Genomic DNA, 24,901 nt, shown 5'->3' on the forward strand with positions numbered 1-24,901 from the left:
CCTACGCGATCAGACCCCGTGGCAAAACGCTTGACGAAAAACACAGTCGCTGAGGAGCAGCGCAGCTGCATCTCGAAGGACCGTCCAGTGCGCACAGGAGGCGCCCTCGTCCTTCGAGACGCTCCGCTCCTCAGGATGAGGGCTCAGGATGGTCAGTCAGCGTTATGTTCTTACTTTGTTCTTGACAGCGGGATCAGCCTTGGCTATATCATTGCACAGCCTGATCCGACGAGGGGCGCGCTTCGCGAGGCGTCGCAAGTTGTGGGATCGGACACGGTCCTGTCCGCCGGTCACGCAGCCGACGGCAGGAGGCCCTTGGCAGCCTTGTGCTGATTCCAAGTTTAAACGCCTAAAAGAACCGTGCGTGACGAGCAGTTCGGCTCTCACCTTCACCACTAGAGATCGAGCCGGGCTGCCCGACGCGCCACCCTCGACCCCCGATGAGGCTCGCAGCGCAAGCTGCGGGCCCACAGGTGCTGGCTCTTTGACATGAAATGAATAACGTCGTTTCCGGTGACCGGGCCGTATCCGGGCCTCAATCCATGACAGCGGCCTTGAGGATGCACACCATGGTGGCGCGGCCGGGCGCGGTGCCGATGCAGCGGACCGAATGGGGGCGGTCGCAGCGGTAACGCAGGCTCTCGCCGGCCTTCGCCTGCTGGGTCACGCCGCCGACTTCGACTTCGAATTCTCCCTCCAGAACCGAGAGGCATTCCACCGAGCCGCGCTGGTGGCTGTCGGAATCGAGCACGCCGCCGGGCTCGGACTGCACGTCGTACCATTGCAGCCACTCGATGGTTTTGAGCCAGCCGATGATGGCGAGGCGCATCTTGCCGTCTTCCGAGACGAGGATTGGGGTGTCGGCCTTGGAGGACTTCCCGATGAAGGGCTCCTCGTCGCCAGAGGCGAGAACACGCTCGATCGACACGTCCAGGGCCTGGCTCAGCCGCCAGATGGTGGCGAGCGTCGGGTTGGTCTCGTTGCGCTCGATCTGGCTGATGATCGACTTCGCGACGCCGGACTGCTCGGCGAGTTCCGATAGGGACAGGTTGTAGGCCTTGCGCAACCGCTGGATGGTCTTTCCCATGTTGCCGGACAGAACCTGTGCGCCTGTTTCCAACTCCCGGTTCCGCTCTTTGCCCTCGACGCCCATGACTGCCTCTGTTCCGAAAAAGAGAACGTTCGTTCCTCAAATCGGTTGTGGGGGAATCGACGGGACGGGTCAAGCGCCTGCGGCGCCATGACGTTTTCTTTTCGGTTCAGACGCCCGGCCTCTGTGGCGTGGCCTGCAGTTCTTTCGTTCGCAGGAGCCCGAGCCGGTGCTCGCGCCAGACGATGAACACGCCGGTCGCGGCCACGATGATCGCTCCGGTGAGCACCGTGAAGGTCGGCAGGTCGCCGAACATGAACCAGCCGAACAGGAGCGCCCAGATCATGGTCGTGTATTCGAACGGCGCGATCACGGACGTATCCGCATAGCGGTAGGATTGCGTCACCAGGATCTGCCCGACGCCGCCCAGGATGCCGATGAGCACGAACAGGGCGAGGTCCATGGAATCCGGCATGCGCCAGCCGAGGATGCTGGTGCAGAGCGAAAGGCCCGACGCCATGATGAAGAAATAGAACACGATGGCGCCGGTCTTCTCCGTCTGGGTTAGCCGGCGGACCTGGATCATGGCGCCGGCCGAGCAGAAGGCTCCGGTGAAGGCCAGCATCGCCCCGAGGGTCGGGCCCGCATTCAAGTCCCCGCCGAAGGTGCCGACCTTCAGATACGGTGACAGCATGATCAGCACGCCGATGAAGCCGATGCCGACGGCGGTCCAGCGGTAGGCGCGCACCGTCTCCTTCAACAGGAGCGCCGCCAGGATCACGGCGATCAGAGGCGAGGCATACCCGATGGCGATGGCGTCGTGGAGGGGCAGGTAGGAGAGGGCGGCGAAGCCGAGATACATCGCTCCCGTGCCGATGAAACCGCGCTTGAAATGCCCGACGACATTCTTCGTCCGCACCGCATTGATGAGGTCCCCCTGCCATTTCAGCCACAGCAGCAGCGGCAGAAGCGCGAAGGCCGAGCGGAAGAAGACGATCTCTCCGACAGGATAGCGGGCGGCGAGGGTCTTGAGGGTCGCCGACATCATCGTGAAGACAACGGCGGAGATGACTTTGAGGGAGATCCCCAGAAGAGGTTTCACGAGAGGAGGATTTTCACGGATGGCGTCGCTTGAAGGTTGCAACCAACCACGGACGCGGCCCTTCGTGAACCCCAAATCGGTGAGAAACCCCTGCGCCGGGCGCATGGGACGTCCCCGCCGTCACAAATCTGCAGGAAAACCGTCACGGGGACGAGATGCGAATCCGGTTTGGCTCTTGATCGGCAAGCCCACCGGAGGAGCCCATGGCTCAGGAAGTGAATGCTCTGCGCGTCCGGACCCTGTTCCTGTCCGATCTCCACCTGGGCACGAAGGGGTGCCAGGTCGGGGCGCTGCTCGAATTCCTCAAAGCCTACGATGCCGACACGATCTATCTCGTCGGCGACATCGTCGACGGCTGGCGCCTGAGATCCGGTTGGTACTGGCCGCAGACCCACAACGACGTCGTGCAGAAGCTCATGCGCAAGGTTCGGAAGGGCGCCCGCCTCGTCTACCTTCCCGGCAACCATGACGAGTTCCTGCGCGATTATATCGGGGTCAATCTCGGGGGCATCGAGCTGGCGGATTACGCCCTGCACGAGACGGCGGATGGCAAGCGCTACCTCGTGATCCACGGCGACCAGTTCGACCTGGTGGTCCGGCATGCCCGCTGGATCGCGCTCCTTGGAGACGGGGCCTATGCGGCGGCTCTTTTCGTCAACACCCATCTCAACATCGTGCGACGGCGGCTCGGCCTCACCTATTGGTCACTTTCGTCCTGGGCGAAGCTGAAGGTGAAGAATGCGGTGAACTACATCAGCCGCTTCGAGGAGCTTCTCGCGGCAGAGGCCCGGCGCCAGGACGCCGACGGCGTCATCTGCGGCCATATCCACCACGCGATCATGCATGATCAGTTCGGCGTGGCCTATGTGAACACCGGCGACTGGGTCGAATCCTGCACAGCGGTGGTCGAGCATTACGACGGCTCCTTCGAGCTGATCCGGTGGACCGATCTCCAGCGCGAGGCAGCCCGCGACCGAAGCCTTCCCGAGGTGAATCTCAGCGAGAAAGCCGCCTGATGCGCCTTCTGATCGCGACCGACGCATGGCATCCCCAGATCAACGGCGTGGTGCGTTCGCTGGAATACATGGCGGCGGAGGCGCCGCGCTTCGGCGCGGAGGTCGTGTTCCTCACGCCCGAGCGGTTCCGGTCCATTCCGATGCCGACGTATCCGGAGATCCGCCTGTCCCTGGCCGGGCCCGGTGCTCTCGCGGACATCCTCGGCGAGATCCGGCCGACCCATGTCCACATCGCCACGGAAGGACCCATAGGGCTGGCGACGCGGATCGCCTGCATCCGCCAGGAGCGCGCCTTCACCACGAGCTACCACACGCGCTTTCCGGAATACGTGGCGGCACGAACCGGGATCCCCGCGGCGTGGTCCTATGGAGCCCTCCTGCGGTTCCACCGGGCGGCCCGCGCCATGATGGTGAGCACGCCCTCCCTGGAGCGGGAGCTGACGGGGCGCGGCTTCCGGAACATCATGCGCTGGACCCGGGGCGTGGACACCGGTCTGTTCCGACCCAGGGGCGAGCGGATCCTGAACGCTTCCGCACCCGTCTTCCTCTATGTCGGACGAGTGGCCGTCGAGAAGAACCTGGAGGCCTTCCTAAGCCTCGATCTGCCCGGCACGAAGGTGGTCGCCGGCGACGGGCCCTCCCGCGCGGACCTCGAGCGGCGATATCCTGCGGTCCGCTTCCTCGGTTCTCTCACGGGCGAAGATTTGGCGCGAGTCTATGCCTCTTCGGACGTGTTCGTCTTTCCGAGCCTCACCGACACCTTCGGCATCGTGCTGATCGAGGCCTTGGCGTCCGGCCTGCCGATTGCGGCCTTTCCGGTGACGGGGCCGCTGGACGTGATCGGCTCCTCGGGCTGCGGCGTCCTCAACGCCGATCTGCGCGAGGCCGCGCTGGCCGCCCTCGCCATTCCGAAGGAGCGCTGCCGCGCCTATGGCGAAACCTTCACCTGGCACGAAAGTGCCCGGCAATTCTTCACCAATATCGAGAAAGCCCATTCCAGGGCCTAGCCTGCCTACATCAGGAAGGCGGGACGCGGGTGGGAATGCTGAGCCTTCTCACCCGCGAAAGGGCCGGTCTCAACCGATACATCGGTCCGCTCGATTTCCACCCGGGTGAGATCGATCATGCCCTGGATCTCGCTTTCCAGGTTGTGGAGCGTCGACACCAAAAGCCGGATGCGCTGCTCGGCCGCTTGCTGAAGCTCCGCCTCCGAGAGGGCATTCAGCGGATCGCCGGCGTCCAAAGCCGGAAAGGAGCGGACCTCTTCCTTCGTCTGCCGGATCGAGGCAGCCATTCTCTCCAGGCAAGCCCTGACGGGCTCGACCGTCCCGGCGTCGCGGGGCAACGCCTTCAGGCGCTCGACGGCCTCGAGCACGGCCTGCGTATCCGCATTGCGGTTGCGCCGGGCATATTCCTTCAGGAACCAGCGGCCACGAGCCGTCTCCATGACGGCCTCTTCAATGGTGTTGAAATCCAGATCGCCGAACGTGACGTGCATGTCTTCATCGGGCATGGTAACACAATCCATCTTTGCCGGGGTTGATTCCTGTCTCAAACAGATGTGTGCAAAGTATCTGCAAGCTCAACCCCTGTAAGGCTTTCAGAGATAGTCTTGCACCGTGTTCTTTGACCGGTCCCGTTTTTCCATCCCAGAAGATCAGAGCCCCGATGCATCCGTACAAAGCACTCGAAATTCGCCTGGGTGCGTTGCAGGCCGCCAGTTTCACCAGCCACGGGATGTACCTCCCATTCTTCCCGCTTTGGCTTCAGAGCAAGGCCCTGTCGCCGACCGTGATCGGCTTCGTGGTCGCCATTCCCATCGTCGTGCGGATCCTGGCGACGGCGCCGCTCATGAGCCTCGCGGACCGGTCTTTCGGAGCGCGACGGCTGCTTCTCGCCAGCCATTTCGGTCAGCTGATCGGCTTCCCGCTCTTTCTTTTGGTCGATGCCACCTGGGCCATCATGGCCCTTGTGGCGCTCGTCGCGGTCGCGCAATCCTGCATCATTCCGGGCAACGATCTCGTCTCCACAAACGCGGTGCAGAAACATCCAGGCCTGAATTACGGGCGGATCCGGGGCTCGGGCTCCGTGTCGTTCTTCATCACCAACATCGTGGGCGGATATCTGGTCGGGGCGTTCGGGCCGGACGTCGTGATCGTCGCCCTGACGGTCATTCCGATCCTGGGGATCACCGCCACCCTGGTGGCCGTTCCGCACGAGACACCCGAAGCTTCAAACCAAGGCGAGGCGAAGGACGCTGCTCCTGCCACGCTTTCCCGGGTCCTCTGGCTGGTCCTGATCGCCGGGGCGGTGACGCAGGGCAGCCACGGCGCGCTCAACGCTTTCGGCAGCATCTATTGGCGTTCCATCGGCTTCTCCGATGCGGTGATCGGTTATTTCTGGGCGGCCGGGGTGATCGCCGAAATCCTGGTCTTCATCTATCTCGGACGGCATGTGGGCCGGAAGTCGGGCATCGGCCTGATCATGCTCGGATCAGCCGCGGCGGCCATCCGCTTCATGATCATGTCCCTGCAGCCGGGGACAGAGGTGATGTTCGTGCTGCAGACCATGCACAGCCTGTCCTTCGCGGCCACCCATATCGGCACGATGGCGGCCTTGACCGCGCTGGCCCCCATGAAGGCGAGGGGACGGGCGCAGGGCATCTACGGTTCGCTGGCTGCCTTGACGACTGCGGCCTCGACGGTCGCCAGCGGCATGATCTACAGCGAGACAGGAGCCGGCGTCTTCGCCGCGATGGCTCCCCTGGGAGCCATCGGGTTCGTCCTGATGCTGATCGTCGCCCGCATGCAGAGGAATCAGCCCCAGAGAGCAGGCTCCGGCGGGTAAACGATGCTGCCCTCGTAGCGCAGGCCCGGTTCCCGGTCCCTGGCGAGGAGGAGCGGCCCGTCGAGGTCCACGAAACGGGCCCGGGGCGCGAGCACCAGGGCCGGCGCCATGGCGAGCGACGTGCCGACCATGCAGCCGATCATGAGCGAGAAGCCCTTGGCTTCCGCCTCGTCCGCCAAGGCCAGCGCCTCCGTCAGGCCGCCAGTCTTGTCGAGCTTGATGTTGACGACGTCGTAGAGGCCGATCAGCCGGTCGAGACTTGCCCGGTCGTGCACGCTCTCGTCCGCGAGAATCGGGACCGGACTCGCGATCTGTCTCAGGTAGCTGTCGGCCTTGGCAGGCAAAGGCTGCTCTACCAGGGCATAACCCTCGTCGGCACAAGCTGCGAGGTTCCGTTCCAGGTTCTCCTCCGTCCAGCCCTCGTTGGCGTCGGCGATCAGGGTCGCCTGGGGGGCGGCGCGGCGGACGGCCCTGATCCGGTCGATATCCCCGTCGGGAGCGCCGAACTTCACCTTGAGGATCGGCCGCTCCGCCGCCTTGGCGGCCGCTTCCGCCATCTCCTCGGGCGTGCCGAGGCTGATCGTGTAGGCGGTGGTGACGGGCGTCCAGCGGGTGAGGCCGGCGGTCAGGTGGGCGCGGATGCCCGAGCGCTTTGCGTCCAGGTCCCAGAGGGCGCAATCGACCGCGTTCCGGGCCGCTCCCGCAGGCATGAGGTTTTGCAGCGCCTCGCAGGTCAGTCCCGCCTCGATCTGCGGCCGTATGGCCTCGATGGCAGCAGCGACCCCTTCGACCGTCTCGCCGTAACGGGGATAGGGCACGCATTCTCCATGTCCGACGGCTTCGCCCTCGGAGATCGTCGCCGTTACGACCACCGCCTCGGTCCGGGAGCCCCTGGCGATCGTGAATTTGCCTGCAATGGGAAAACGGTCGATGGAAACGGTGAGCTTACGCATTCTCTCAGGTCTCTTCTTAACTTCGTCTCGACTTGTGGCGCAATGACACGCTATCACCAAGCGGAATCAACGCCGAAGGGATGATCGTGGCGCAGAGCACCTTGGCTCGAGAGCCGGAAGTCACAATCGACCAGGCCAGTAGGCCGATGACAGTCCGGCTCGCCGGTCCCTGGACGGCGCCTCATGCCCAGAAGGTCGAAGCCCTGGCCGGTGAGATCGCCGCCGAGGCCGAGAGCTTTCCCCTCGTCTTCGATCTGAGCGAGATCGAGCGTCTCGACACCCTCGGCGCCTGGACGCTCAACCGGGCCCGGCATGAGCTTTCCGCCAAGGGGCAGGTGGATTTCGTCAACGCCTCACCCGAGCAGACGATTCTCCTGGACGAAGCCTCCTACCGCGACTTTCAGGGTGAGCCGAAGCCGCGACACTCCCGTTTCGTGGACTTCCTCGTCGACGTGGGCCGAAGCGTGGCGGGTGCCGGCAAGGACATGGTCGGTGGCGTCGGCTTCCTGGGCGAACTCGTATCGGCGATGATCCGCGTGGTTCTTCATCCCCGCCGCTTCCGGGCGACGGCGGTGATCAACCAGCTGGAGCAGATCGCCTATCGCGGCGTCCCGATCATCGTCCTGATCTCGTTCCTCGTCGGCTGCATCGTGTCGCAGCAGGGCATCTTCCAGCTCGTGAAGTTCGGCGCGACGCCCTTCGTCATCGACCTGATCGGCATCCTCGTCCTGCGCGAGCTGGGCGTGCTGCTGACCTCCATCATGGTGGCGGGCCGCTCGGGCTCGGCCTTCACGGCCGAAATCGGCTCGATGAAGATGCGGGAAGAGATCGACGCCCTTCGGGTCATGGGCCTCGATCCCATCGAGGTGCTCATCGTCCCGCGAATCATGGCGCTGGTCATCGGCCTGCCGCTGCTGACCTTCATCGCGTCCATCGCGGCGCTCGTCGGAGGCGGCCTCACGACCTGGGTCTATGGCGATATCAGCCCGGACATCTTCCTGAACCGCCTCAGGGCGGCCGTGGGGATGAACACCTTCCTGGTCGGGATGATCAAGGCCCCGTTCATGGCCCTGGTGATCGGCATCATCGCCACCCTCGAGGGTCTGGCTGTCGAGGGGTCCGCCGAATCCCTGGGCCGCCATGTCACATCCTCGGTGGTGAAGGCCATCTTCATGGTCATCGTGCTCGATGGCCTCTTTGCCATGTTCTTTGCAGCGATAAATTACTGACATGATGCTCGAACGGCGCCACCCCGAACAACTGGAGAACCGCGACGTGATCATCCGCGTCCGCGGCGTCGAAGTCGGCTTCGGAGAGAGGACGATCCTGAAGGGGCTCGATCTCGACGTCTACCGCGGAGAGATCCTCGGCTTCGTCGGTGGTTCAGGGCAGGGCAAGTCGGTCCTGACCCGGGCCATCCTCGGGCTCGTGCCCAAGAGGGCGGGCACCATCGAGGTGCTGGGCCAGAATCTCGATGAACTCTCCGCCGAGGGGCGCCGCCAGCTGGAGCGGCACTGGGGCGTGCTGTTCCAGCAGGGCGCCCTGTTCTCTGCTCTGACCGTGAAGCAGAACATCCAGGTTCCTATGCGGGAATACCTGCATCTGTCCGACCGCCTGATCGATGAGTTGGCCATGCTCAAGATCGAGATGGTAGGCCTCAATCCCGACGCGGCCGACAAGCTGCCCTCGGAGCTCTCCGGCGGCATGATCAAGCGCGCCGCCCTGGCGAGGGCGCTCGCCCTCGACCCTGAGATCGTTTTCCTCGACGAGCCGACCTCGGGCCTCGACCCCATCGGCGCGGGCGAGTTCGACGACCTCATTGCGACGTTACAGCGGACTTTGGGCCTGACCGTATTCATGGTAACCCATGACCTGGACAGCCTCTATTCGGTCTGCGACCGCATAGCGGCTCTGGGCGAGGGAAAAATTCTCGCGGAGGGTCCCATCGAGGTGATGCTGGAATCGGATCACCCGTGGCTTCGCTCTTATTTTCATGGAAAACGGGCACGCGCGGTCATGGCCGGCGGCGCGTAAGGGTAACGATGGAAACGCGTGCAAACTACGCCTTGATCGGCCTCTTCACCCTGGCGGTGATCGCAGCCGCCTTCGGCTTCGTCTACTGGTTCTCCGGCGGCGAGCGGGGACAGGCGCGCCAGAACATCCGCATCGTGTTCTCCGGTTCGGTTTCGGGCCTGTCCCAGGGGTCGAGCGTGTCCTTCAACGGCCTGCGGGTCGGCGAGGTGACGAGCCTCGACCTTCTGCCGGAGGACCCCCGCCGCGTTGTGGCCATCGCCACCGTCAACAGCAACACGCCGATCCGGTCTGACACGCGCGCGCGCCTGGAGTACCAGGGGCTGACCGGCGTGGCCAATGTCGGCCTCTCGGGCGGCGAAGCGGGCGCTCCCCCGCTCGTGGCCGGTCCGGGCCAGCCCATGCCGACGATCTTTGCCGACCGGTCCGACTTCCAGGATCTCATCGAAACCGCGCGCAACATTGCCCGTCGGGCCGACGACGTGCTCGAACGGGTCGGCCGCGTCATTGCCGACAACGAGGGATCCATCAACCGCACGGTTCAGAACGTGGAGCGCTTCTCCCAGGCTCTGGGCGAGAATGCGGAGGGCATCGATCGCTTCCTGGCTCAAGTCGGTCAGGCGGCCGAGAAGGTGGGGCCCTTGGCCGAGAAGCTTGAGACCCTGGCGACGAACGTCGACGAGATCGTACGGTCGGTCGATCGCCAGCGGGTTGCCCGCATCGTCGAGAATGTCGACAACTTCACCACGGCGCTCGGTGAGAACCGGCAGGTCGTGAGTGATGCGCTCAAGGATGCGGCAAGCCTGATCGGGCGCTTGAACGAGACGGCGCCGAAGCTCGATTCGGCAGTGGCCGAGATCGCGGCGGTCACCAAGGCCATCGACCCCGCCAAGATCGGCCGTACGGTCGACAACGTGGACACCTTCACCCAGACCCTGAGCCGTCGCAGCCCGGACATCGACAAGGCCATCCAGGAGGCGCGTTCCATCACGGAGAAGCTCAATCGGTCGGCCGACAAGATCGACAGCGTGCTGGCGGGCGCCGAGAAGTTCCTTGGCTCGGCCTCCGGCGAAGCCGGCAAGGGAGCCTTCGACGAGATCCGCGCGGCGGCCGTGGCCGTACGCGAGCTCGCCAATGATCTCAATACCCGGACCGAGGGCATTCAGGGCATTCTCGGCGGGGTCAACCGGTTCACGGAATCGGGCCTGCGGGAATACGAGGCTCTGGCGGTCGAAGGGCGCAAGACGCTGGGCGACATCAGCCGGGCCGTCCGCAGCATCGAACGTAATCCACAGCAGTTTATTTTCGGTGGCAGTTCCAATCTCCCCCAATACAATGGTCGCCGTTAAGTAACCTTCATGCGTGGATCCTCAGTGGCATTTCTCCAGACTGAACGAGCCGGCCTGCTCCGGGGCCTTGCCCCGGTCCTGGTATTGGCTGCCTTGACCGGCGCCTGCTCGTCAGGTCCCGCACCGGCGACCTTTGACCTCTCGGCTCCGACCTCACGGATTCGGGGAGCGGCCGGCGTTCAGGTGCTGGTGAATGAGCCCGCGGCTCTCCAGTCACTCTCGACCCAGCAGATCCTGGTGAAGGACGCGAGCGGCTCGGTGTCGTTCATCGGGGGAGGGCAGTGGGCCGACAACCTGCCGCGCCTGATCCAGACGCGCCTGATCAACACGTTTGAGAACGCCTCCCAGCTCCGGGGCGTGTCACGCCCAAGCAGCGGCGCCGTGGCCGACGTGCAGCTCATCTCGGAGCTGCGCCGGTTCGAAATCGCGACGCCCGAGAACGAGGCCGTGGCCGAGATCTCCGTGAAGATCGTTGCCGACCAGAACGGCCGCATCGTCAACGGTCGCATCTTCCGCGCCAGGGTCCCGGCCAGCGCCATCGACGCTCCGAATGCCGCCCGTGCCCTCGACGAGTCTCTCTCGGTCGTCATGCTCGACATCGTGCGCTGGGTGAGCGGCAGCCATCTGCCGCGGCGAGAGGACCCCGGTGATGTCAGCAGTCAGTCGCAGGTGCCTTCCAAGGAACAGGCGCCGACCTGACAAGGGTTTCTCTCTACGGGTCTCAAACGAGCATGAGTAATCGTTCTGATCCGACGGGCCAGGGGTGGCTGGAACGAGATCTCTGAGCTAGGCGAGGTCCTCACGTTACGAACCCGATTGAGCAAGAGCTGTTTCGACGTCATCACTTCTCAAGGACGGACAGAGCCGTCCTTGAAGTTGAGCTTGCATGCCTTATTGCGCTGGGGGTGAGCCTTGTGGAGAGGGCGAGACTGATACGGCGGCCTCCGGGGAAGCTGCGGCGCCATTGAGGTAGCGCTTCGTCGCTTTATCAACCCTTTGGCCGTTGCCCGTAATGTGGGTATTCGCCGAGGCGCGGGGCCATGGGTCGTCGATATGCACGACCTTGTTGTGCGCAACCGCGTCCCCGGCCGACGCCGTGATCGTATCGCTGTGCTTCACGTAATCCGCGCATGCCCCGAGGGCGAGCATCGGGGCAAGCGCTGTGCAGGTCACGAGTGCCATCTTAAGGCTTGGCGATTTTCTTGCGGGCATTGGTCTTCTCCGGCTTCAAGTTGACAATATGCCCATAAGGCCCAACGACGCCCGTCCCCTCGGCGAAGCGGCGTTGCATGTCGCTGCTGACTTCCAAGTTTCCGAGCAGGAAGAACTCTGCATCATTGCTGGGCTTTGACACATCGAGAGGTGTGCGCAGCGGCTGTCCTGGCTTCGCGGGGCGGACCAGATGCGGGGTGACGATGATGACAAGGTCTGTCTCCTGCTCCTGGAAGGATGAGGACCTGAACAGAACGCCAAGGACAGGCAGTTGTCCAAGCCACGGGAGTTGATCCTGGTTTCTGGTCTGAATGCTTTGGAGCAGCCCGGCCATGGCGAAACTCTGTCCATCTCGCACCTCGATTGTCGTGCTGGCGCGGCGAGTAACGAAAGCCGGAATGGCAGTGTTAGCTGTGCGGATGATCGTGTTTTCGTCGACTTGGCTGACCTCCGGCTCAAGCTTCAAATTGATCGTGCCATTGTCCAGAACGGTCGGAGTAAAATTGAGCCGAACGCCGTATTCCTTGAACTGAAGCTGGATCTTGCCATCATTATCCGCGACTGGGATCGGGATTTCACCGCCTGCCAGGAAGCTCGCTTTCTCACCCGATAGGGCCGTGAGGTTCGGTTCCGCCAGACGGCGTCCGAGGCCTTTTTCCTCCAGAGCCTGTATAAGGATGTCAGCCGTGAAGCCTCCACCAAGGATCTGCGCGACCATCGTGCCGAACGGCGTATTGCCGCTTGGGAGGTTCGCATTGATATTTATTCCGCCCTGAACAGCAGCCGGACCTGATGAGAAGCTGGGGCCGCCGTTCTTTTTCCCGAACCAACTGATACCGAGTTCTCTCCCCGCGTTGCGGTTTGCTTCAACCACGCGCACCTCGAGCAGAACCTGCTGGCCTCCGGTTACGTTCATAGCGTTGATAACAGGCGACGAACTATACTGCTCAGCGATTTCAATTATCTTGCGCTGGGCGATTCCATCAGGAGCTGCGCCACTAAGCCGAATGCGCCCGTTGATCGTGTCGACTTTAACCTTCGCTTGGGGAACGGCATTCTGGATCGTTTGCTGAAGGTCCAGTACGTCCGCACCGACTTCGACATCGACCAATCCCAGGAGCGTATCCTTTGCACCGTAAACCGCAACATTGGTGCGGCCTTCGCCCTTGCCCAGGATATAGAAGGTCTTATCGGTGAGTGGAACGGCTGTCGCGATCTTAGGATCACCAACCACCAGGCGGCTGACATTGACGCTCGTGGTTGCATTTACGAACTTGCCTTGCGCCACACGAATTTCCTCCGGCATGCCGGCTCCGAAGCTGAGAAATCGATCCTCAGCCTGCGCTCGAGGCACAAATCCGCCATGCAGAGAAATGGATACGCCTAATGCAAGAGCGACCAGAAGTCTGGGTGGCCTTAACCGGCGTGTAAGACAACATCCTAGTAACATGGCGGGTACTGATCCCCTGTTGACGTCTTCATGTCTTCCGCAGGTCTTTCGCGGCGTGCCCAAAGAAGGGGCATAAGACCTATACGCATGGCCTTCTCCAATTCTTGCGCCTCGTTGCAATCGCGGTTCAATCGTTAATGCGGGCGTGATCACGGGAGGCGAGGTTGGCCCGATTCCATGACCACTCCATATATTGATAATGATATAGTGTTAATTATTGAGTCTATCAAAGCCCAAATGTCGTTGGGTTTGGGGACATGACAGCCAGTGCGGAGCCCGTACATTGCCGTAGCATTATGTAACGCGTGTTCCAGTCTCGCATGCCGGTCGCCGGTTTTCAGTTTCGGTACACGGACCACTCTGCATAAGTTCCGTCTTTTCAAAGGCTTAGCTTAAAGCGATCGACTTTCGCGGCTGCTGTCCGGCAGCGTGCATATTTGCGAGTTACGTTGCGAGACATGCGCGGTGACTTTGCAATGGTGCATTCCAGATATTGCCGATATGCAAGAGGATGATGATCAACAGGCGCGGGCGGTAGCCTGTGTGTATCGGTTGGCTTCGCGATAGATGAAAGCCGGCGCTGCTGAATCCGGCTGCCGATCGTCGAGGACGTGTTGCGGGCGTAAGGAGCTCAAACCGTCGGAGGAGGCTGCGAGCCCCCAAAGCGCGCTCAAAATACCAATCCATCCATGGGTGAGCGGAGCATTGTGTCGTCGGAAGTCTGCTCGTTCTCCGGCGTGAAGTCACGTCGAAGATACTCTCTATAGCCCGCTTCCTGGGAATGCCCGAGGGGTGAGGCGTCTTTTCAAGTGCCAAAGGTCTGAGGTGATGAAGGAACAGCATTAAAACTTAAGCTTAACGCATTCTTTAACGGTACGGAATATCATATCAATACTGCAGAAATAACGTGGCAGTGCGTGTGTTCCGGTGAGTAAAGAAGAGCTTCGATGAAAACGATCAGAATTGCGGCCCTGACCGGCCTTTTCGCAGCAACAAGCTCGGTTGCCCTCGCGGCTGACCTTTCTCGCGTCTTCGTATCTTCGTCTTCTATGGGGCGTGACTATAGGGAAAGCTCACGCGGCCTGTATCTCAGGGGCACAGTCGGCTACGTCGATTACAAGCGCCCCGAGGCGGACTTCGCCGATCAGCCCTCCACGAGCAATCTCAGTCGTGAGAGCTTGAACAATACGGCCATCGTCGGCGCCGGCCTTGGCTACCGGTTCAATGCCAATGTCCGTGCTGACGTGACGTTGGACCACACCTTCGACGCGCGCTTCAAGGGTGTCGTCGTTCCAGCCTCGCTTACAGCGGTATCCATAACGGACCAGGCCCAGTTCCAGTCCTCGACATTCATGGTCAACGGCTATCTCGATTTCAGGCCAGTGATGGGCTTCACGCCCTACATTGGCGCGGGTATCGGCATCGCGCAGAACATTTTCTCTCGCCAGGTTCTGGCGACCGGGATCGGGACCTCCGTGCATCTTGCCGGCGGGGACGACTTCAGTCTCGCCTGGGCGCTGATGGCCGGTGTCGGCTACCAGCTATCGTCGAACTTCACTCTCGATCTTGGATACCGCTACGCCAGTCTCGGCGCCGTGAAAACCCGTTCCTACGACACCGGCATTGGAGTGGACATGGAATCGATCGGTGCCCATGAGATGCGGTTGGGCGTTCGATACAGCTTCAATTAACACGCGCGTCTATCGGAAAGCTCAACGGAACTCTGAGCATTCTTCAGCGAAGTGGATCCGTCTCTCCCTTCGAAAAGTGCTGCCGATCAGAAAGAGAGACGAATCTACGCGAGTGGAAGGAATTCTAGGCAGGTCGTTCGACAAACCGACCCGCACGCCTCAGGAGGCGCTCGGCACGCAAAAGATGAGGACGGTCGAGCATCTCGCCGTTGACGCCGACGACACCCGCTCCCGGATGGGCCTTGAACGCCTCGATCACGGCCTGGGCTCGCTCGATGGACTCGGCGGAAGGGGTGAACGTCTCGTTGATCACCGGCACCTGAGCCGGATGGATCGCCATCTTGGCGACGAAGCCGTCGCGCCGGGCGGCGCTGCATTCGGCTTCAAGACCGGCCAGGTCGCGGAAATTGGTGAAGACGGAATCGATGGCATCGATTCCGGCCGCCGCAGCTCCGAACAGGGTGAGGGATCGGGCGAGCCGGTACGGGGCCGTATAAGCGCCGTCCTCCGTACGGTTGGCTTCGGCGCCCAGGTCCGCCGACAGGTCCTCGCCGCCCCAGGTCAGGCCCATGAGGCGGTGACTCGCGCCGGCGAAAGTGCCGAGAGCGAACACGCCGGCGGCGTTCTCCGTAGCGATGGCGAGGATGCGGGTGCCTCCGTCCTCCAGGCCGAATTCCGCTTCCCGCACCGCCAGCTTGGCTCCGAGATGCGCGACGTCGGTGCCTCCAACCGTCTTGGGCAGCACGATCCCATCGGGGGAAGAGCGCATGACGGAATCGAGATCGGCGTCGATGAGGCCGGTCGTCAATCCGTTGACGCGCACGAAGAGGCGGGGACGCTGAACTTCCTGACGCTGCTCGGCAAGAAAGGCCGTCGTGATGCGCCGGGCCTCTTCCTTGGCGTCGAGCGCAACCGAATCCTCCAGGTCGATGAGGAGCGCATCAGCTCCCGAGTTCAGGCCTTTCTCGAGCTTCTTCCGGCTGTCGCCCGGCACGAAAAGCAAGGAGCGCATCACGCGCTCCTCTTGCGCATGAAGGCCTGTCGGCGACATTCGGCCACGAGCGTGCCGTCCTGCTTGTAAGCACGGTGGATGAAATCGACGATGCCTGCGTCCGGTCGCGATTTCGACTCGCGTTTGGCGACGATCTCCGTCGTCGCGTTGACCGTGTCGCCTTCGAAGAGCGGCGCGGGGAACTTCACGTCCGTCATGCCGAGATTGGCGATGGTCGTCCCGACTGTAGTGTCATTGACCGAGATACCGATCATGAGGCCGAGTGTGAACAGGGAATTCATGAGCGGCTTGCCCCATTCCGTCTCGGTGGCGCAGAAATGCGCGTCGATGTGGAGCGGCTGAGGGTTCAGGGTCATGTTGGAGAACAGCATGTTGTCCATCTGCGTCACCGTTCGCGTGAGACGGTGTGTGATGGTCGTTCCGACGACGAAATCTTCGAAATAAAGGCCGCCCCTCGGGTGCCTGCTCTCATCGCTCATGACATGACCTCATCGATTTGACCGGCAAGTTGGATCCCATGCCTTTGCTGCATCAATAGCCGAATTGCTCCCGCAGGATCCGTTCATCCAAGCTGTGGCCGGGATCGTGCAGCATCACCAGATCGACGCTGCGGTCCATAGAAACGTGCACATGGGAAACATTCCGGAATTCCGTGTGGTCGGCCACCGCGCTGACGGGGCGGTTTTCGGCCTCCAGAACCTCAATCTGAATCTTGGCGTAGTCCGGCAGCAGCGCCCCGCGCCAGCGCCGGGGCCGAAAGGCTGAGATCGGCGTCAGGGCCAGGAGTGGTGCATTGAGCGGCAGGATCGTTCCGCCGACCGAGAGATTGTAGGCGGTCGAGCCGGCCGGCGTCGCGACCAGGATCCCGTCGGCGATCAGTTCGGCGATCCGGACATGGGAATCGACGCTGATGCGCAGCTTTCCCGCCTGATAGGTTTGCCGGAACATGGCGACTTCGTTGATGGCCCGAGCGGTATGAGCCACCCCGTGCACGTCCCAGGCCACCATCAGCAGAGGGTGCACGACGCTGCGCTCGGCTTCCTCCAAACGTTCGAACAGAGTCTCTTCCCGGTAATCGTTCATCAGGAAGCCGACCGTGCCCTTGTTCATGCCGTAGATGGGCTTGGAGGTGCCCATGAAGCGGTGGAGGCTTTGCAGCATCAGCCCGTCGCCGCCGAGGGCCACGATGACGTCGGCCTCCTCAGGCACGACATTGGCATAGAGGCCCTGCAGGGTCTTCAGCGCGCTTTGAGCGTCGGGCGCGTCGCTGGCGACGAATGCGATATTGTTGAAACGGCGGGCCATGCCCAGTTACCCTCGTGGCGTCCCATCGGATCGGAGGACAGGCATAGCATGGATCGCCCACTTCTCGTCTATACGACCTTTCCCGATGTGGACATCGCCCTGTCGACGGGTGAAACGCTCGTCCGGGACCGGCTGATCGCCTGCATCAATGTGGTGCCCGGGATGCAATCCATTTATGCGTGGAAGGGAACCGTCGAGCGGGCCCAGGAGGCGGTCGCCATCCTGAAGACCGTCAAGGGTCTTCAGGATCAGGTTCATCGGGCGCTCAAGGAGAGGCATCCCTACGACACGCCGGTCATCCTCTTCATCGAGCCGACCGGCGCGGATGCTGCCACCCTGGAGTGGCTTAACGGGGAAACGTCCGGGGACGGGGCTTAGACGGCCGGGCTCCACTGCACGGGCACGAAGCGGAAACCGTCGCCCTCCTTGGCAATATGGCCCGTGGCCGGGAACGGTGCATGGTAGAATGCGACCTGTGCCCGCTCGGTCATGGCCATGTCGAGCATCTTGCGGCGGGTGGCGCGTGCCTGATCAGCATCCATGTCGAATACCGCCGACCAGTCCGGATTGCGGACGAACAGCGCAGGGTGGTTCGCGGTGTCCGACAGGATCAGCAGCCGACCCGAGCCGGAGGACAGCATGTAGGCCGTATGACCCGGGGTGTGACCGGGTGCGGCGATGCTCGTCAGTCCCGGCACGACCTCCTTGCCCATCTCATACTGCTTCACGTCCTTGGCGATGGGACCGAAGACGCGCCGGGCGCCTTGGAACCCGCCCCTTGCACCTTCCGGAGCCTGGTTCATACGGGCATCGTCCATCCAGAAGGCCCATTCGGCCGCCGGCACCATGATCTCGGCGTTCGGGAACACGGCCGTCCCATCCTTCAGCCGCAGGCCGTTGATGTGGTCACCATGGAAGTGGCTGATGACGACGGTGTTCACCTGAGCAGAATCGAACCCGGCGGCTCGGAAATTCGTCATCCAGCGGCCAGTGGTCGGGGCTCCGGAATCGCCGTTGCCCGTATCGATCAGGGTCAGACGGCCGCCATTGTTCAGGACAAGGGTCGTGAAGGTGTTTTGGATGGTGTCCTGCGGCAGGAATGCGTCGCGAGCCGCCTGCTGAACGGCCGAAAGTTCCGCATTGCGGACGAACCCCTCGAGAGGACGCGGCGCGGTGCCGTCGTTGATGGCCGTGACCTCGATGTCGCCGACCTTATAGCGATAGAAGCCGGGAGCTTGCCGGGGAGCGGGCCCCTGGGCAGGGGAGGGCGAAGTGGACTGAGCCAGAGCCGGGCCTGCGAGGGGAGCGGCCGCGAGGGCGGTGCTGGCGAGAACGGTACGGCGTGTCATTGTCATGAGCGTCTCCAGACGTGGGAAAGGGAGCCTAGAACGGCCAGGCTTGGAGACAAGGGAAGGCACTTTCACAAGTCAGAGAGCAGGGCGGGCTGCAGCACTCGCCAAGTGGTGCAAAGCGATCCCGCTGGTGGTGGCCACATTCAGCGAATCGAACCCGCCGCTCATGGGGATGGAAACGGTGCGGGTCCGGGCCAGCAGGGACGGAGGCAGACCGGGGCCTTCGGCTCCGAGGAGAAGGGCCGTACGCCGCGAAGGCTGGACCTGGGAGAGGATCTCCTGCCCCGGGGGGGACAAGGCCATCACGTCGAAAGAGGCTGCCTGAAGGGCCCCCACCATGGCATCGGCGGACGCTACTCGCGTGTAGGGCACCACCAGCGCTCCCCCGACCGAAACGCGAATGGCCTTTCGGTAGAGCGGATCGCAGGTTTCCCGATCGAGCAGGACCGCTCCTGCGCCGAACGCCGCCGCATTGCGGAAGATACCCCCGACATTGTCATGGTTCGCCAGGCCGACCAGTCCGACGACCAGCGCCCTCTCGGGCATCTGCGAGAGCAATTCCTCGACCGGCTGAAGGGGAGCCCTTTGAGCGACGGCCAGGATGCCTCTGTGAATCGGAAAGCCCACGATCGCATCCATCACGGCCCGGTTCGCCGTATAGACCGGGATTTCGGGGGAAAGCGCGTCCAGGACATCGCCGAGGGTTTCGAGCCGGCTCTCCGCCAGAAGAAGCGATTCGATCCTGAACCGGGATTGCTTCGCCAGAACCCTTAGGACCACTTCTCCTTCGGCCACGAAGCGGTGCTCGCGCCCAAGAAGATCGCGCTCTCGAACGGCCCGATAGGCCTCGATCCGCGGGTCGTCAGGGTCTGAAACAGGAATCGGCATGGGTCTCTGAAGGCTGGAGAGGCTTACGTCTTGGTGTCTCTCTAATCCGCTCGGGTGCCTTTGCCTATGCTCAACCGTACCGGGAACAACGACTTGGCATTCCTGTTAGCACCGTGAGAAAGCTTGGACTGCCGTATGCAGTCCTCCGTAGGGAGACGACATATGGATTGGGATATTGCGGACGGCTGGGTCTGGGCCCTTGTGATCATCGGTGGGCCCTTGCTGATCGGCATCTTCATGGCCGTCTTCGGCAGCCGGCGCCGCAGGCTGAACCGCGTTGAGCAGGAAGTGTCCGATCAGGCCGCCCACGAGAACTGGGGCAAGGAGCGGATTCGGTAGGAGACCCACCGCCTATGCGTCTGCTCCCGATGTCCAGGAGGGCCTGTACTCGCGGATGTGGTTGCCGGGCCGATCCAAGGGCTATAAACCGGCGAGCGCTTTCGACAGCCGGTTCGCCATAACGGCGACGACGACGGCAGAGGCGACGGCTGCCGAGCCCATCACGTTCAGCAACAGCACATCCATCTGCGCCTCCGCCACGATATGGAGTGCGTAGCCTAAGCGGTATTCCTGCAAGCGCCGCCTGTGCAGGCGGGCTACTCCGGCGGACACGCCGTGATACGCGGACTGGGTAGCCGGTTCGTAAATCGACGTGACGCTTCAGGAGATCGAGATAGAATGATCTGAGTGACCGCCGCATCCTTGCTCACCATGAAGCAGAGTGCCGCGATGTCTCCGTCGGATTCTGCCACACGGATCGGCATGCAGGGCGAGCAGGAAACCGGCGGAAACGGCCAGCCGCTGACCCGGGCACCCGGTCGCTCGAGCAGCGACGGACCTGGCACCGGAAGCCCTGGCAGGACCGAGAGCACGGGCGGCAACGGCTCGGGTGGCGGAACGGTGGAGGTCGGAGCGGCCGGCGCCCTTCGAAGCCGTTCCATTAGAACGGGCCCGGTCTCTGCTGACGTCCGCAGCTTGGCAGGCCGCGGCTGGCGCGCTATGCCGGGCTTATGCTCAAGCTTGAAGATGGTCTACCTGGCCAAGCCCTCAGGGCAAATGGCTCTCTGCTCGATTTGCAGGACGAACTGGGAAGGCTCACGAAGGACATCAATGACCTCAAACGGCGGATCTCCGATCAGGTGACGCTCATTCAGGAGCTGACCTGGGAGGCTCACCCCGCAGGCGACGCCAAGGCGGCGCTGCGCGAGATGCAGGAAACGCTCGGAGACTGGTTCGCCCACAGGGACCTGCTCATGAAACTCCAGGCGGCGGAGATTTAGTTCACGCACGGGAATAAGACGCCTCCTCCATCGTTTACCGAGAAAGTTGTGATTGGGGGGGCGCGTCATGGATGCCGACGACACGAGATCTCTTTGGCTTGCCTTGATGGCTGCCCTCGGGCTGAGCTTCCTGGCCCTGCTCATCGCCGTCTATCTGAGCTTCGCCCTGGGTTAGGGCCTTCAAAATCGTTCGAATAGCGATCCCGCCGCGAACGCCTCACGCGCCCTGGTGCGGGAGGGCGGAATCACGATTTCATTGTCTCTGAAGCAACTCTTGCCACTCAATCGATGGGAGTGGTGCCGGTGGAGAGGATCGAACTCCCGACCTTCGGTTTACAAAACCGCTGCACTACCGCTGTGCTACACCGGCCGATGTCACGGTGCTGAGGTAGCAGTCCGTGAGGCCCGACGCAAGTTCCACACAAACGTAAATATTTAGTGCCCTGGCGCACCGAAACTATGGCCGGACTATGGAATTGTCAGGAAAACATGGTCATGGAGTTGGTGCTATGAAGGTCTTAGGGGCTTCTTCTGGGAAAACGATCCCGCGCTTTGGTTCTGTTAAGGCTCTTGCCGTCCTGACGGTGGCTTTGGGTTTCGGTATCGCTGCTGACCAAGCGCAGGCCAGTCACGCGGGACACGGCGCGGCGGCCAAGCCCGAGAAGCAGGCGGCGGCGAAGGTTGCCGCGACGGATGTGGAGACCACGTCTTCCATCGAGATGAAATCTCCAAGCGACAACGCGTGCAGCATTTCCCGCAAGCGGCTTTTCGTGGAAGGCGAGGGCTGGATCGTCCGTCGCGTGACCACCTGTTACTGAACGGCCCTTACCGGGACGCGAAATGAAAAACCCCGCCTCACGGCGGGGTTTTCCTTTTGGATCAGGATCTCGACGTTTAGCGCTTCGCGCTGAGGCCGTCGAAGGTCATGATATCCCGGTCCTTGGTTTCCGGCACGAAGAGCAGGCCGACCACGAAGGTCACCAGCGCGATCACGATCGGGTACCAGAGGCCGTAATAGATGTCGCCCGTGGCCGCCACCATCGCGAAAGCCGTCGGAGGCAGGAGGCCGCCGAACCAGCCGTTGGCGATGTGGTAGGGCAGCGACATCGCGGTGTAGCGGATACGGGTGGGGAAGAACTCCACCAGGGCTGCCGCGATCGGGCCGTACACCATCGTGACGTAGATCACGAAGAGCGTCAGGATGCCGATGGCCTTCAGAGCCTGCGCATTGCCGAGAGCCCCAAAGAAGCCGCTGACCTTCACGATGCTCGGATCGCCCGCCTTCGGGTAGCCTGCTTCCGCCGCTGCTGCCGTGAAGGCTGTGATGTTGGCAGGAATGGCATCGGCGATCGGGACTTCCTTGCCGTTGAAGGTCACCTTCGGATCGGTGCCGGCGGCAGCCGGAACGAGCTCGTACTTGACGGCGGAGCGGGCCAGGGCCACGCGTGCGACGTCGCATTTCGCCGTGAAGGTGCGGATGCCCACCGGATCGAACACCGAGCCGCAAGAAGCCGGATCGGCCGCCACCTGGACCTTGGCGGTCTCGAGCGCCTGAGCGAGCCGCGGGCTGGCCACGTTCGTGAGCGCGCCGAAGAGCGGGAAGTAGGTGATCGCCGCGATCAGGCAGCCGCCGAGAATCACCGGCTTGCGGCCGATCTTGTCGGACAGCGCGCCGAAGAACACGAAGCCGCCGGTGCCGAGGATCAGCGACCATGCGATCAGCACGTTCGAGGTGAGCAGGTCGACCTTCAGGATGCTCTGGATGAAGAACAGGGCGTAGAACTGGCCCGTGTACCACACCACAGCCTGGCCAATGGCGAGGCCGATCAGGGCGATGAGCACCATCTTGAGGTTGCTCCAATGGCCGAACGCCTCCTTCAGGGGAGCCTTCGACTGCGTGCCCTCTTCCTTCATCTTCTTGAAGGCCGGCGATTCCTGCATCTGGAGACGGATCCAGACCGAGATGCCGAGGAGGACGACGGAGAGCAGGAACGGAATGCGCCAGCCGGCGATCGGCCAGCCTTCACCGGTCTGGAAGCCCTGTTCGCCCATCCAGGTGCGCAGCACCAGAATCACGACCAGCGAGAGCAGCAGGCCGACGGTGGCCGTGATCTGAATGAAGCTGGTGTAGAAGCCGCGACGGCCCACGGGAGCGTGCTCCGCCACGTAGACCGCGGCGCCGCCATACTCGCCGCCGAGCGCCAGGCCCTGGAGCATGCGCAGGGCAATCAGAACCACCGGGGCGACCCAGCCGATCTGGTTGTAGCTGGGAAGCAGGCCGACCAGGAAGGTCGAGCAGCCCATGATCAGGATGGTGATCAGGAAGGTGTATTTCCGGCCGACGAGGTCGCCGATCCGGCCGAAGACGAGGGCGCCGAACGGCCGCACCAGGAAGCCGGCCGCGAAGGCCAGGAGGGCGAAGACGTTACGGGTCGTCACGTCGAAGGCGGAGAAGAACTGCGCGCCGATGATCGTGGCCAGAGAGCCGTAGAGATAGAAATCGTACCATTCGAAGACGGTACCGAGGGAGGAGGCCAGAATGACCTTCTTTTCCTCCCGCGTCATCGGCCGCGCTGCGGCAGCCGCATGAGGCGTGGTAGCTGCTGTTGCCATAGGGTTCCCTTCCATTCGTTCCCGGTTTTCCGGGTTTTGAGCCGCAAGCCATGCGGTGCAGGCCTGGGCCGCGGCGTCGTGGCTGCGCTCGGCAACCAAGAATCCAACGAATGGAAGGCTACCTCCAAGGCGCCTTTCCACAATTCACAATTGGTATTTGCGACTTCCGTCTAAGATGCTGTCGAAGAAGAACGATTTCTTAGTCTCGGCCGATATTCAGAAGGCACGCGAGCCGTCACTTGCCAGTGCTTCTGGCGGCCCCCTTGACCACGGCGTAAAGGCTGATCGCCGCGGCATTGGAAACATTCAGGCTCTTGATAGCTCCGGGCATGTCGAGCCGGCCGATGACGTCGCAGCAGTCGCGCGTCCTCTGGCGCAATCCCTTGCCCTCAGATCCCAACACGAGCACGACAGGCAGTCTGATCTCGATCTCGTCGAGACTGGCATCGCCGGACGAATCGAGCCCGATTCGCTGAAAGCCCCGTTCGCCGAGGGCATTGAGCGTGTCGCCGAGGTTGCGCACGATCATGAAGGGGACGTGCTCGAGGCCTCCCGAGGCCGATTTGGCCAGAACGCCCGTCGCCGCGGGGCTGTGGCGGGCCGTCGTGATGATGGCCTCGACGTCGAAGGCGGCGGCCGTGCGGACGATGGCGCCCACATTATGAGGATCGGTGATCTGGTCGAGGGCGAGCACGACGCGCGCGCCGCTCAGGGTATCGACCTTTGGCGAGGGCAGGGGATCAGCCTCGGCGTAAAGGCCCTGATGCACCGCGTCCGGTTCCAGCAGGCGGTTGATCTCGTCCGGGCGGACGATCTCGGGTTCGATGGGCAGAGGGGCGTCCAGCTCCTCGCTGAGGCGGCGGGCGGAGTTTTCCGTCGCCAGGAGGCGGCGAATCGTCCGCCGGCCGTTGCGAAGCGCCTCGGCCACGGGATGCCAGCCATAGAGGATGGTCGTGTCGATCTCGAAATTCGGGCGTCTGGCGTGGGCGTCGCGGCGACCGGATTTGCCGTGGGGGCGCTGGAATCTCGGCTTGCGGGACTGGAAGGGACGGTCGCTCATGCTGTTTAGATCTCGCTTGGTGACGGTAGCGCCATAGCACAGGGAAGGCCTGTTCACGACCCGTCAGATTCGACGCGCTTTGAGGTTGACACCGGCCATGCAGGTCACCATAAGAGCGCCACGGAGCGCTTGGCCACGTCGGGCGCTTCGCAGAACAGCCTCGGCGTTTTGCGTTCGGGTTGGGTCTAAAGGGGGAATGTCCCGAGCGGCAAAGGGGGCGGACTGTAAATCCGCTGGCTATGCCTTCGTAGGTTCGAGTCCTACTTCCCCCACCACCCAATCAGAAGGGCACGCGGGTGTAGCTCAATGGTAGAGCAGCAGCCTTCCAAGCTGAATACGAGGGTTCGATTCCCTTCACCCGCTCCACCTTCCGCGATCCCAACCGCTCAGCTTGTAATTCGGGGCCCTAGGGCCTTTATACAGGCCGAACCTGCCCGGTGGAGAGGTGTCTGGTGATCTGGTCCCCGTGGGTTCGAGGGTGGGTTATCCGGCGTTAGGTTCTGCAATATCGAAATTCGCTCTTGCACAAAGAGCATAACCGCAATATCGGACGCCCCTGGGTTTTTTGTTCCTGGCCTATGCAAGGTAGAGATCAATGGCGAAGGAAAAGTTTGAGCGGAATAAGCCGCACTGCAACATTGGGACGATTG

26 protein-coding genes and 3 tRNA genes are annotated in these 24,901 nt (G+C 62.7%); 14 read left to right on the top strand and 15 right to left on the bottom strand.

What is annotated here, in order from left to right; genetic code table 11:
• Positions 1-535: 535 nt before the first annotated feature.
• On the bottom strand, positions 536-1,153 hold the full coding sequence (locus tag OC446_RS23645; protein ID WP_262031468.1) for a helix-turn-helix domain-containing protein: 618 nt from the start codon (positions 1,151-1,153) through the stop codon (positions 536-538).
• A gap of 106 nt (positions 1,154-1,259) precedes the next feature.
• Complete coding sequence (locus OC446_RS23650; protein WP_262031469.1) at positions 1,260-2,192, bottom strand: DMT family transporter; 933 nt, start codon at positions 2,190-2,192, stop codon at positions 1,260-1,262.
• A 203-nt stretch (positions 2,193-2,395) separates the two neighbouring features.
• On the opposite strand from OC446_RS23650, the gene OC446_RS23655 reads away from it, so the two are divergent.
• Positions 2,396-3,208, top strand: a complete 813-nt coding sequence (locus OC446_RS23655; protein WP_262031470.1) for a UDP-2,3-diacylglucosamine diphosphatase — start codon at positions 2,396-2,398, stop codon at positions 3,206-3,208.
• Positions 3,208-4,215, top strand: coding sequence for a glycosyltransferase family 1 protein (locus OC446_RS23660; RefSeq protein ID WP_315986534.1), 1,008 nt, complete (start codon positions 3,208-3,210; stop codon positions 4,213-4,215). The genes OC446_RS23655 and OC446_RS23660 overlap by 1 nt, the downstream gene beginning before the upstream one ends.
• Positions 4,216-4,220: 5 nt before the next feature.
• Here OC446_RS23660 and OC446_RS30885 read toward each other — a convergent pair whose 3' ends face one another.
• Positions 4,221-4,721 carry a hypothetical protein gene (locus tag OC446_RS30885; protein WP_315986535.1) on the bottom strand — a complete coding sequence of 167 codons (501 nt, stop codon included), beginning with the start codon at positions 4,719-4,721 and terminating at the stop codon, positions 4,221-4,223.
• A gap of 155 nt (positions 4,722-4,876) precedes the next feature.
• Here OC446_RS30885 and OC446_RS23670 point away from each other — a divergent pair, with 155 nt between their 5' ends.
• Entirely contained in the window at positions 4,877-6,055 is a 1,179-nt protein-coding gene (locus tag OC446_RS23670) for an MFS transporter (RefSeq protein ID WP_262031471.1), read from the top strand.
• Here OC446_RS23670 and dgcA read toward each other — a convergent pair.
• Positions 6,025-7,008, bottom strand: coding sequence for an N-acetyl-D-Glu racemase DgcA (gene dgcA, locus OC446_RS23675; RefSeq protein WP_262031472.1), 984 nt, complete (start codon positions 7,006-7,008; stop codon positions 6,025-6,027). The genes OC446_RS23670 and dgcA overlap by 31 nt on opposite strands.
• Before the next feature lie 80 nt (positions 7,009-7,088).
• Here dgcA and OC446_RS23680 point away from each other — a divergent pair, with 80 nt between their 5' ends.
• Genes OC446_RS23680 through OC446_RS23695 form a run of 4 tightly spaced genes read left to right on the top strand, consistent with a single transcriptional unit; the run spans position 7,089 to position 11,087 of the window.
• Positions 7,089-8,237 carry an ABC transporter permease gene (locus tag OC446_RS23680; RefSeq protein WP_410055119.1) on the top strand — a complete coding sequence of 383 codons (1,149 nt, stop codon included), beginning with the start codon at positions 7,089-7,091 and terminating at the stop codon, positions 8,235-8,237.
• 4 nt (positions 8,238-8,241) lie between these two features.
• A complete protein-coding gene (locus OC446_RS23685) occupies positions 8,242-9,042 on the top strand; it encodes an ABC transporter ATP-binding protein (RefSeq protein WP_262031492.1) in 801 nt (266 codons plus the stop codon).
• Positions 9,043-9,050: 8 nt separating this feature from the next.
• Positions 9,051-10,388, top strand: a complete 1,338-nt coding sequence (locus tag OC446_RS23690; protein WP_262031474.1) for an MlaD family protein — start codon at positions 9,051-9,053, stop codon at positions 10,386-10,388.
• A 24-nt stretch (positions 10,389-10,412) separates the two neighbouring features.
• Entirely contained in the window at positions 10,413-11,087 is a 675-nt protein-coding gene (locus OC446_RS23695; protein WP_262031475.1) for an ABC-type transport auxiliary lipoprotein family protein, read from the top strand.
• Positions 11,088-11,279: 192 nt separating this feature from the next.
• Here OC446_RS23695 and OC446_RS23700 read toward each other — a convergent pair whose 3' ends face one another.
• Together OC446_RS23700 and OC446_RS23705 are read right to left on the bottom strand one after the other, a co-directional pair.
• On the bottom strand, positions 11,280-11,561 hold the full coding sequence (locus OC446_RS23700) for a pilus assembly protein (RefSeq protein ID WP_262031476.1): 282 nt from the start codon (positions 11,559-11,561) through the stop codon (positions 11,280-11,282).
• 10 nt (positions 11,562-11,571) lie between these two features.
• Positions 11,572-12,906 (bottom strand): type II and III secretion system protein family protein, encoded by a 1,335-nt coding sequence (locus OC446_RS23705; RefSeq protein WP_262031477.1) that lies wholly within the window; start codon positions 12,904-12,906, stop codon positions 11,572-11,574.
• A gap of 1,091 nt (positions 12,907-13,997) precedes the next feature.
• On the opposite strand from OC446_RS23705, the gene OC446_RS23710 reads away from it, so the two are divergent.
• Entirely contained in the window at positions 13,998-14,741 is a 744-nt protein-coding gene (locus tag OC446_RS23710) for an outer membrane protein (protein WP_262031478.1), read from the top strand.
• Positions 14,742-14,865: 124 nt separating this feature from the next.
• On the opposite strand, the gene OC446_RS23715 is transcribed toward OC446_RS23710, so the two are convergent.
• The 3 genes from OC446_RS23715 to OC446_RS23725 are packed head-to-tail and all read right to left on the bottom strand — an operon-like array spanning position 14,866 to position 17,058.
• Positions 14,866-15,753 carry an HpcH/HpaI aldolase/citrate lyase family protein gene (locus OC446_RS23715; protein ID WP_262031479.1) on the bottom strand — a complete coding sequence of 296 codons (888 nt, stop codon included), beginning with the start codon at positions 15,751-15,753 and terminating at the stop codon, positions 14,866-14,868.
• Complete coding sequence (locus OC446_RS23720) at positions 15,753-16,232, bottom strand: MaoC family dehydratase (RefSeq protein ID WP_262031480.1); 480 nt, start codon at positions 16,230-16,232, stop codon at positions 15,753-15,755. The genes OC446_RS23715 and OC446_RS23720 overlap by 1 nt, the downstream gene beginning before the upstream one ends.
• A gap of 52 nt (positions 16,233-16,284) precedes the next feature.
• Complete coding sequence (locus OC446_RS23725) at positions 16,285-17,058, bottom strand: NAD kinase (RefSeq protein WP_262031481.1); 774 nt, start codon at positions 17,056-17,058, stop codon at positions 16,285-16,287.
• Between the two features lie 48 nt (positions 17,059-17,106).
• Between OC446_RS23725 and cutA the strand changes: the two genes are divergently transcribed.
• Positions 17,107-17,436: a divalent-cation tolerance protein CutA gene (gene cutA, locus OC446_RS23730; protein ID WP_262031482.1), complete on the top strand. Its 330-nt coding sequence runs from the start codon at positions 17,107-17,109 to the stop codon at positions 17,434-17,436.
• Here the strand turns inward: cutA and OC446_RS23735 are convergent.
• Positions 17,433-18,413 carry an MBL fold metallo-hydrolase gene (locus tag OC446_RS23735; protein ID WP_262031483.1) on the bottom strand — a complete coding sequence of 327 codons (981 nt, stop codon included), beginning with the start codon at positions 18,411-18,413 and terminating at the stop codon, positions 17,433-17,435. The two genes, cutA and OC446_RS23735, sit on opposite strands and share 4 nt — an antisense overlap.
• Positions 18,414-18,485: 72 nt before the next feature.
• Positions 18,486-19,298 carry a TrmH family RNA methyltransferase gene (locus tag OC446_RS23740; RefSeq protein ID WP_262031484.1) on the bottom strand — a complete coding sequence of 271 codons (813 nt, stop codon included), beginning with the start codon at positions 19,296-19,298 and terminating at the stop codon, positions 18,486-18,488.
• A 162-nt stretch (positions 19,299-19,460) separates the two neighbouring features.
• Between OC446_RS23740 and OC446_RS23745 the strand changes: the two genes are divergently transcribed.
• Positions 19,461-19,637, top strand: a complete 177-nt coding sequence (locus OC446_RS23745) for a hypothetical protein (RefSeq protein WP_262031485.1) — start codon at positions 19,461-19,463, stop codon at positions 19,635-19,637.
• Positions 19,638-19,718: 81 nt separating this feature from the next.
• Here the strand turns inward: OC446_RS23745 and OC446_RS23750 are convergent, their stop codons facing one another.
• The gene (locus tag OC446_RS23750) at positions 19,719-19,874 is read right to left on the bottom strand and encodes a hypothetical protein (protein ID WP_262031486.1); all 156 of its coding nucleotides are present in this window, start codon (positions 19,872-19,874) and stop codon (positions 19,719-19,721) included.
• A gap of 434 nt (positions 19,875-20,308) precedes the next feature.
• Between OC446_RS23750 and OC446_RS23755 the strand changes: the two genes are divergently transcribed.
• Positions 20,309-20,578, top strand: a complete 270-nt coding sequence (locus OC446_RS23755) for a hypothetical protein (protein WP_262031487.1) — start codon at positions 20,309-20,311, stop codon at positions 20,576-20,578.
• Positions 20,579-20,873: 295 nt separating this feature from the next.
• On the opposite strand, the gene OC446_RS23760 is transcribed toward OC446_RS23755, so the two are convergent.
• Positions 20,874-20,948, bottom strand: a tRNA-Thr gene (locus tag OC446_RS23760).
• A gap of 139 nt (positions 20,949-21,087) precedes the next feature.
• Here OC446_RS23760 and OC446_RS23765 point away from each other — a divergent pair.
• Positions 21,088-21,396, top strand: coding sequence for a hypothetical protein (locus OC446_RS23765; protein WP_262031488.1), 309 nt, complete (start codon positions 21,088-21,090; stop codon positions 21,394-21,396).
• 76 nt (positions 21,397-21,472) lie between these two features.
• Here OC446_RS23765 and OC446_RS23770 read toward each other — a convergent pair whose 3' ends face one another.
• Both OC446_RS23770 and OC446_RS23775 read right to left on the bottom strand, forming a co-directional pair.
• On the bottom strand, positions 21,473-23,191 hold the full coding sequence (locus tag OC446_RS23770) for an MFS transporter (RefSeq protein WP_262031489.1): 1,719 nt from the start codon (positions 23,189-23,191) through the stop codon (positions 21,473-21,475).
• A 235-nt stretch (positions 23,192-23,426) separates the two neighbouring features.
• The gene (locus OC446_RS23775) at positions 23,427-24,251 is read right to left on the bottom strand and encodes a TrmH family RNA methyltransferase (protein WP_262031490.1); all 825 of its coding nucleotides are present in this window, start codon (positions 24,249-24,251) and stop codon (positions 23,427-23,429) included.
• A gap of 190 nt (positions 24,252-24,441) precedes the next feature.
• Between OC446_RS23775 and OC446_RS23780 the strand changes: the two genes are divergently transcribed.
• Positions 24,442-24,526: transfer RNA gene (locus OC446_RS23780), tRNA-Tyr, on the top strand.
• 17 nt (positions 24,527-24,543) lie between these two features.
• Positions 24,544-24,617 (top strand) — tRNA-Gly (locus tag OC446_RS23785).
• The last annotated feature ends 284 nt before the right edge of the window (positions 24,618-24,901 follow it).

The organism is Microvirga sp. Mcv34, assembly GCF_024519725.1.
Taxonomy (GTDB): domain Bacteria; phylum Pseudomonadota; class Alphaproteobacteria; order Rhizobiales; family Beijerinckiaceae; genus Microvirga.

Coding starts and splice junctions, on each gene's coding strand:
- OC446_RS23770 (WP_262031489.1), bottom strand. CDS start 23,191: ATGGCAACAGCAGCTACCACGCCTCATGCGGCTGCCGCAGCGCGGCCG.
- OC446_RS23715 (WP_262031479.1), bottom strand. CDS start 15,753: ATGCGCTCCTTGCTTTTCGTGCCGGGCGACAGCCGGAAGAAGCTCGAG.
- OC446_RS23655 (WP_262031470.1), top strand. CDS start 2,396: ATGGCTCAGGAAGTGAATGCTCTGCGCGTCCGGACCCTGTTCCTGTCC.
- OC446_RS23725 (WP_262031481.1), bottom strand. CDS start 17,058: ATGGCCCGCCGTTTCAACAATATCGCATTCGTCGCCAGCGACGCGCCC.
- cutA (WP_262031482.1), top strand. CDS start 17,107: ATGGATCGCCCACTTCTCGTCTATACGACCTTTCCCGATGTGGACATC.
- OC446_RS23690 (WP_262031474.1), top strand. CDS start 9,051: ATGGAAACGCGTGCAAACTACGCCTTGATCGGCCTCTTCACCCTGGCG.
- OC446_RS23740 (WP_262031484.1), bottom strand. CDS start 19,298: ATGCCGATTCCTGTTTCAGACCCTGACGACCCGCGGATCGAGGCCTAT.
- OC446_RS30885 (WP_315986535.1), bottom strand. CDS start 4,721: ATGCCCGATGAAGACATGCACGTCACGTTCGGCGATCTGGATTTCAAC.
- OC446_RS23775 (WP_262031490.1), bottom strand. CDS start 24,251: ATGAGCGACCGTCCCTTCCAGTCCCGCAAGCCGAGATTCCAGCGCCCC.
- OC446_RS23685 (WP_262031492.1), top strand. CDS start 8,242: ATGCTCGAACGGCGCCACCCCGAACAACTGGAGAACCGCGACGTGATC.
- OC446_RS23735 (WP_262031483.1), bottom strand. CDS start 18,413: ATGACAATGACACGCCGTACCGTTCTCGCCAGCACCGCCCTCGCGGCC.
- OC446_RS23680 (WP_410055119.1), top strand. CDS start 7,089: ATGATCGTGGCGCAGAGCACCTTGGCTCGAGAGCCGGAAGTCACAATC.
- OC446_RS23765 (WP_262031488.1), top strand. CDS start 21,088: ATGAAGGTCTTAGGGGCTTCTTCTGGGAAAACGATCCCGCGCTTTGGT.
- OC446_RS23705 (WP_262031477.1), bottom strand. CDS start 12,906: ATGCCGGAGGAAATTCGTGTGGCGCAAGGCAAGTTCGTAAATGCAACC.
- OC446_RS23755 (WP_262031487.1), top strand. CDS start 20,309: ATGCTCAAGCTTGAAGATGGTCTACCTGGCCAAGCCCTCAGGGCAAAT.
- OC446_RS23745 (WP_262031485.1), top strand. CDS start 19,461: ATGGATTGGGATATTGCGGACGGCTGGGTCTGGGCCCTTGTGATCATC.
- OC446_RS23710 (WP_262031478.1), top strand. CDS start 13,998: ATGAAAACGATCAGAATTGCGGCCCTGACCGGCCTTTTCGCAGCAACA.
- OC446_RS23660 (WP_315986534.1), top strand. CDS start 3,208: ATGCGCCTTCTGATCGCGACCGACGCATGGCATCCCCAGATCAACGGC.
- OC446_RS23670 (WP_262031471.1), top strand. CDS start 4,877: ATGCATCCGTACAAAGCACTCGAAATTCGCCTGGGTGCGTTGCAGGCC.
- OC446_RS23720 (WP_262031480.1), bottom strand. CDS start 16,232: ATGAGCGATGAGAGCAGGCACCCGAGGGGCGGCCTTTATTTCGAAGAT.
- dgcA (WP_262031472.1), bottom strand. CDS start 7,008: ATGCGTAAGCTCACCGTTTCCATCGACCGTTTTCCCATTGCAGGCAAA.
- OC446_RS23645 (WP_262031468.1), bottom strand. CDS start 1,153: ATGGGCGTCGAGGGCAAAGAGCGGAACCGGGAGTTGGAAACAGGCGCA.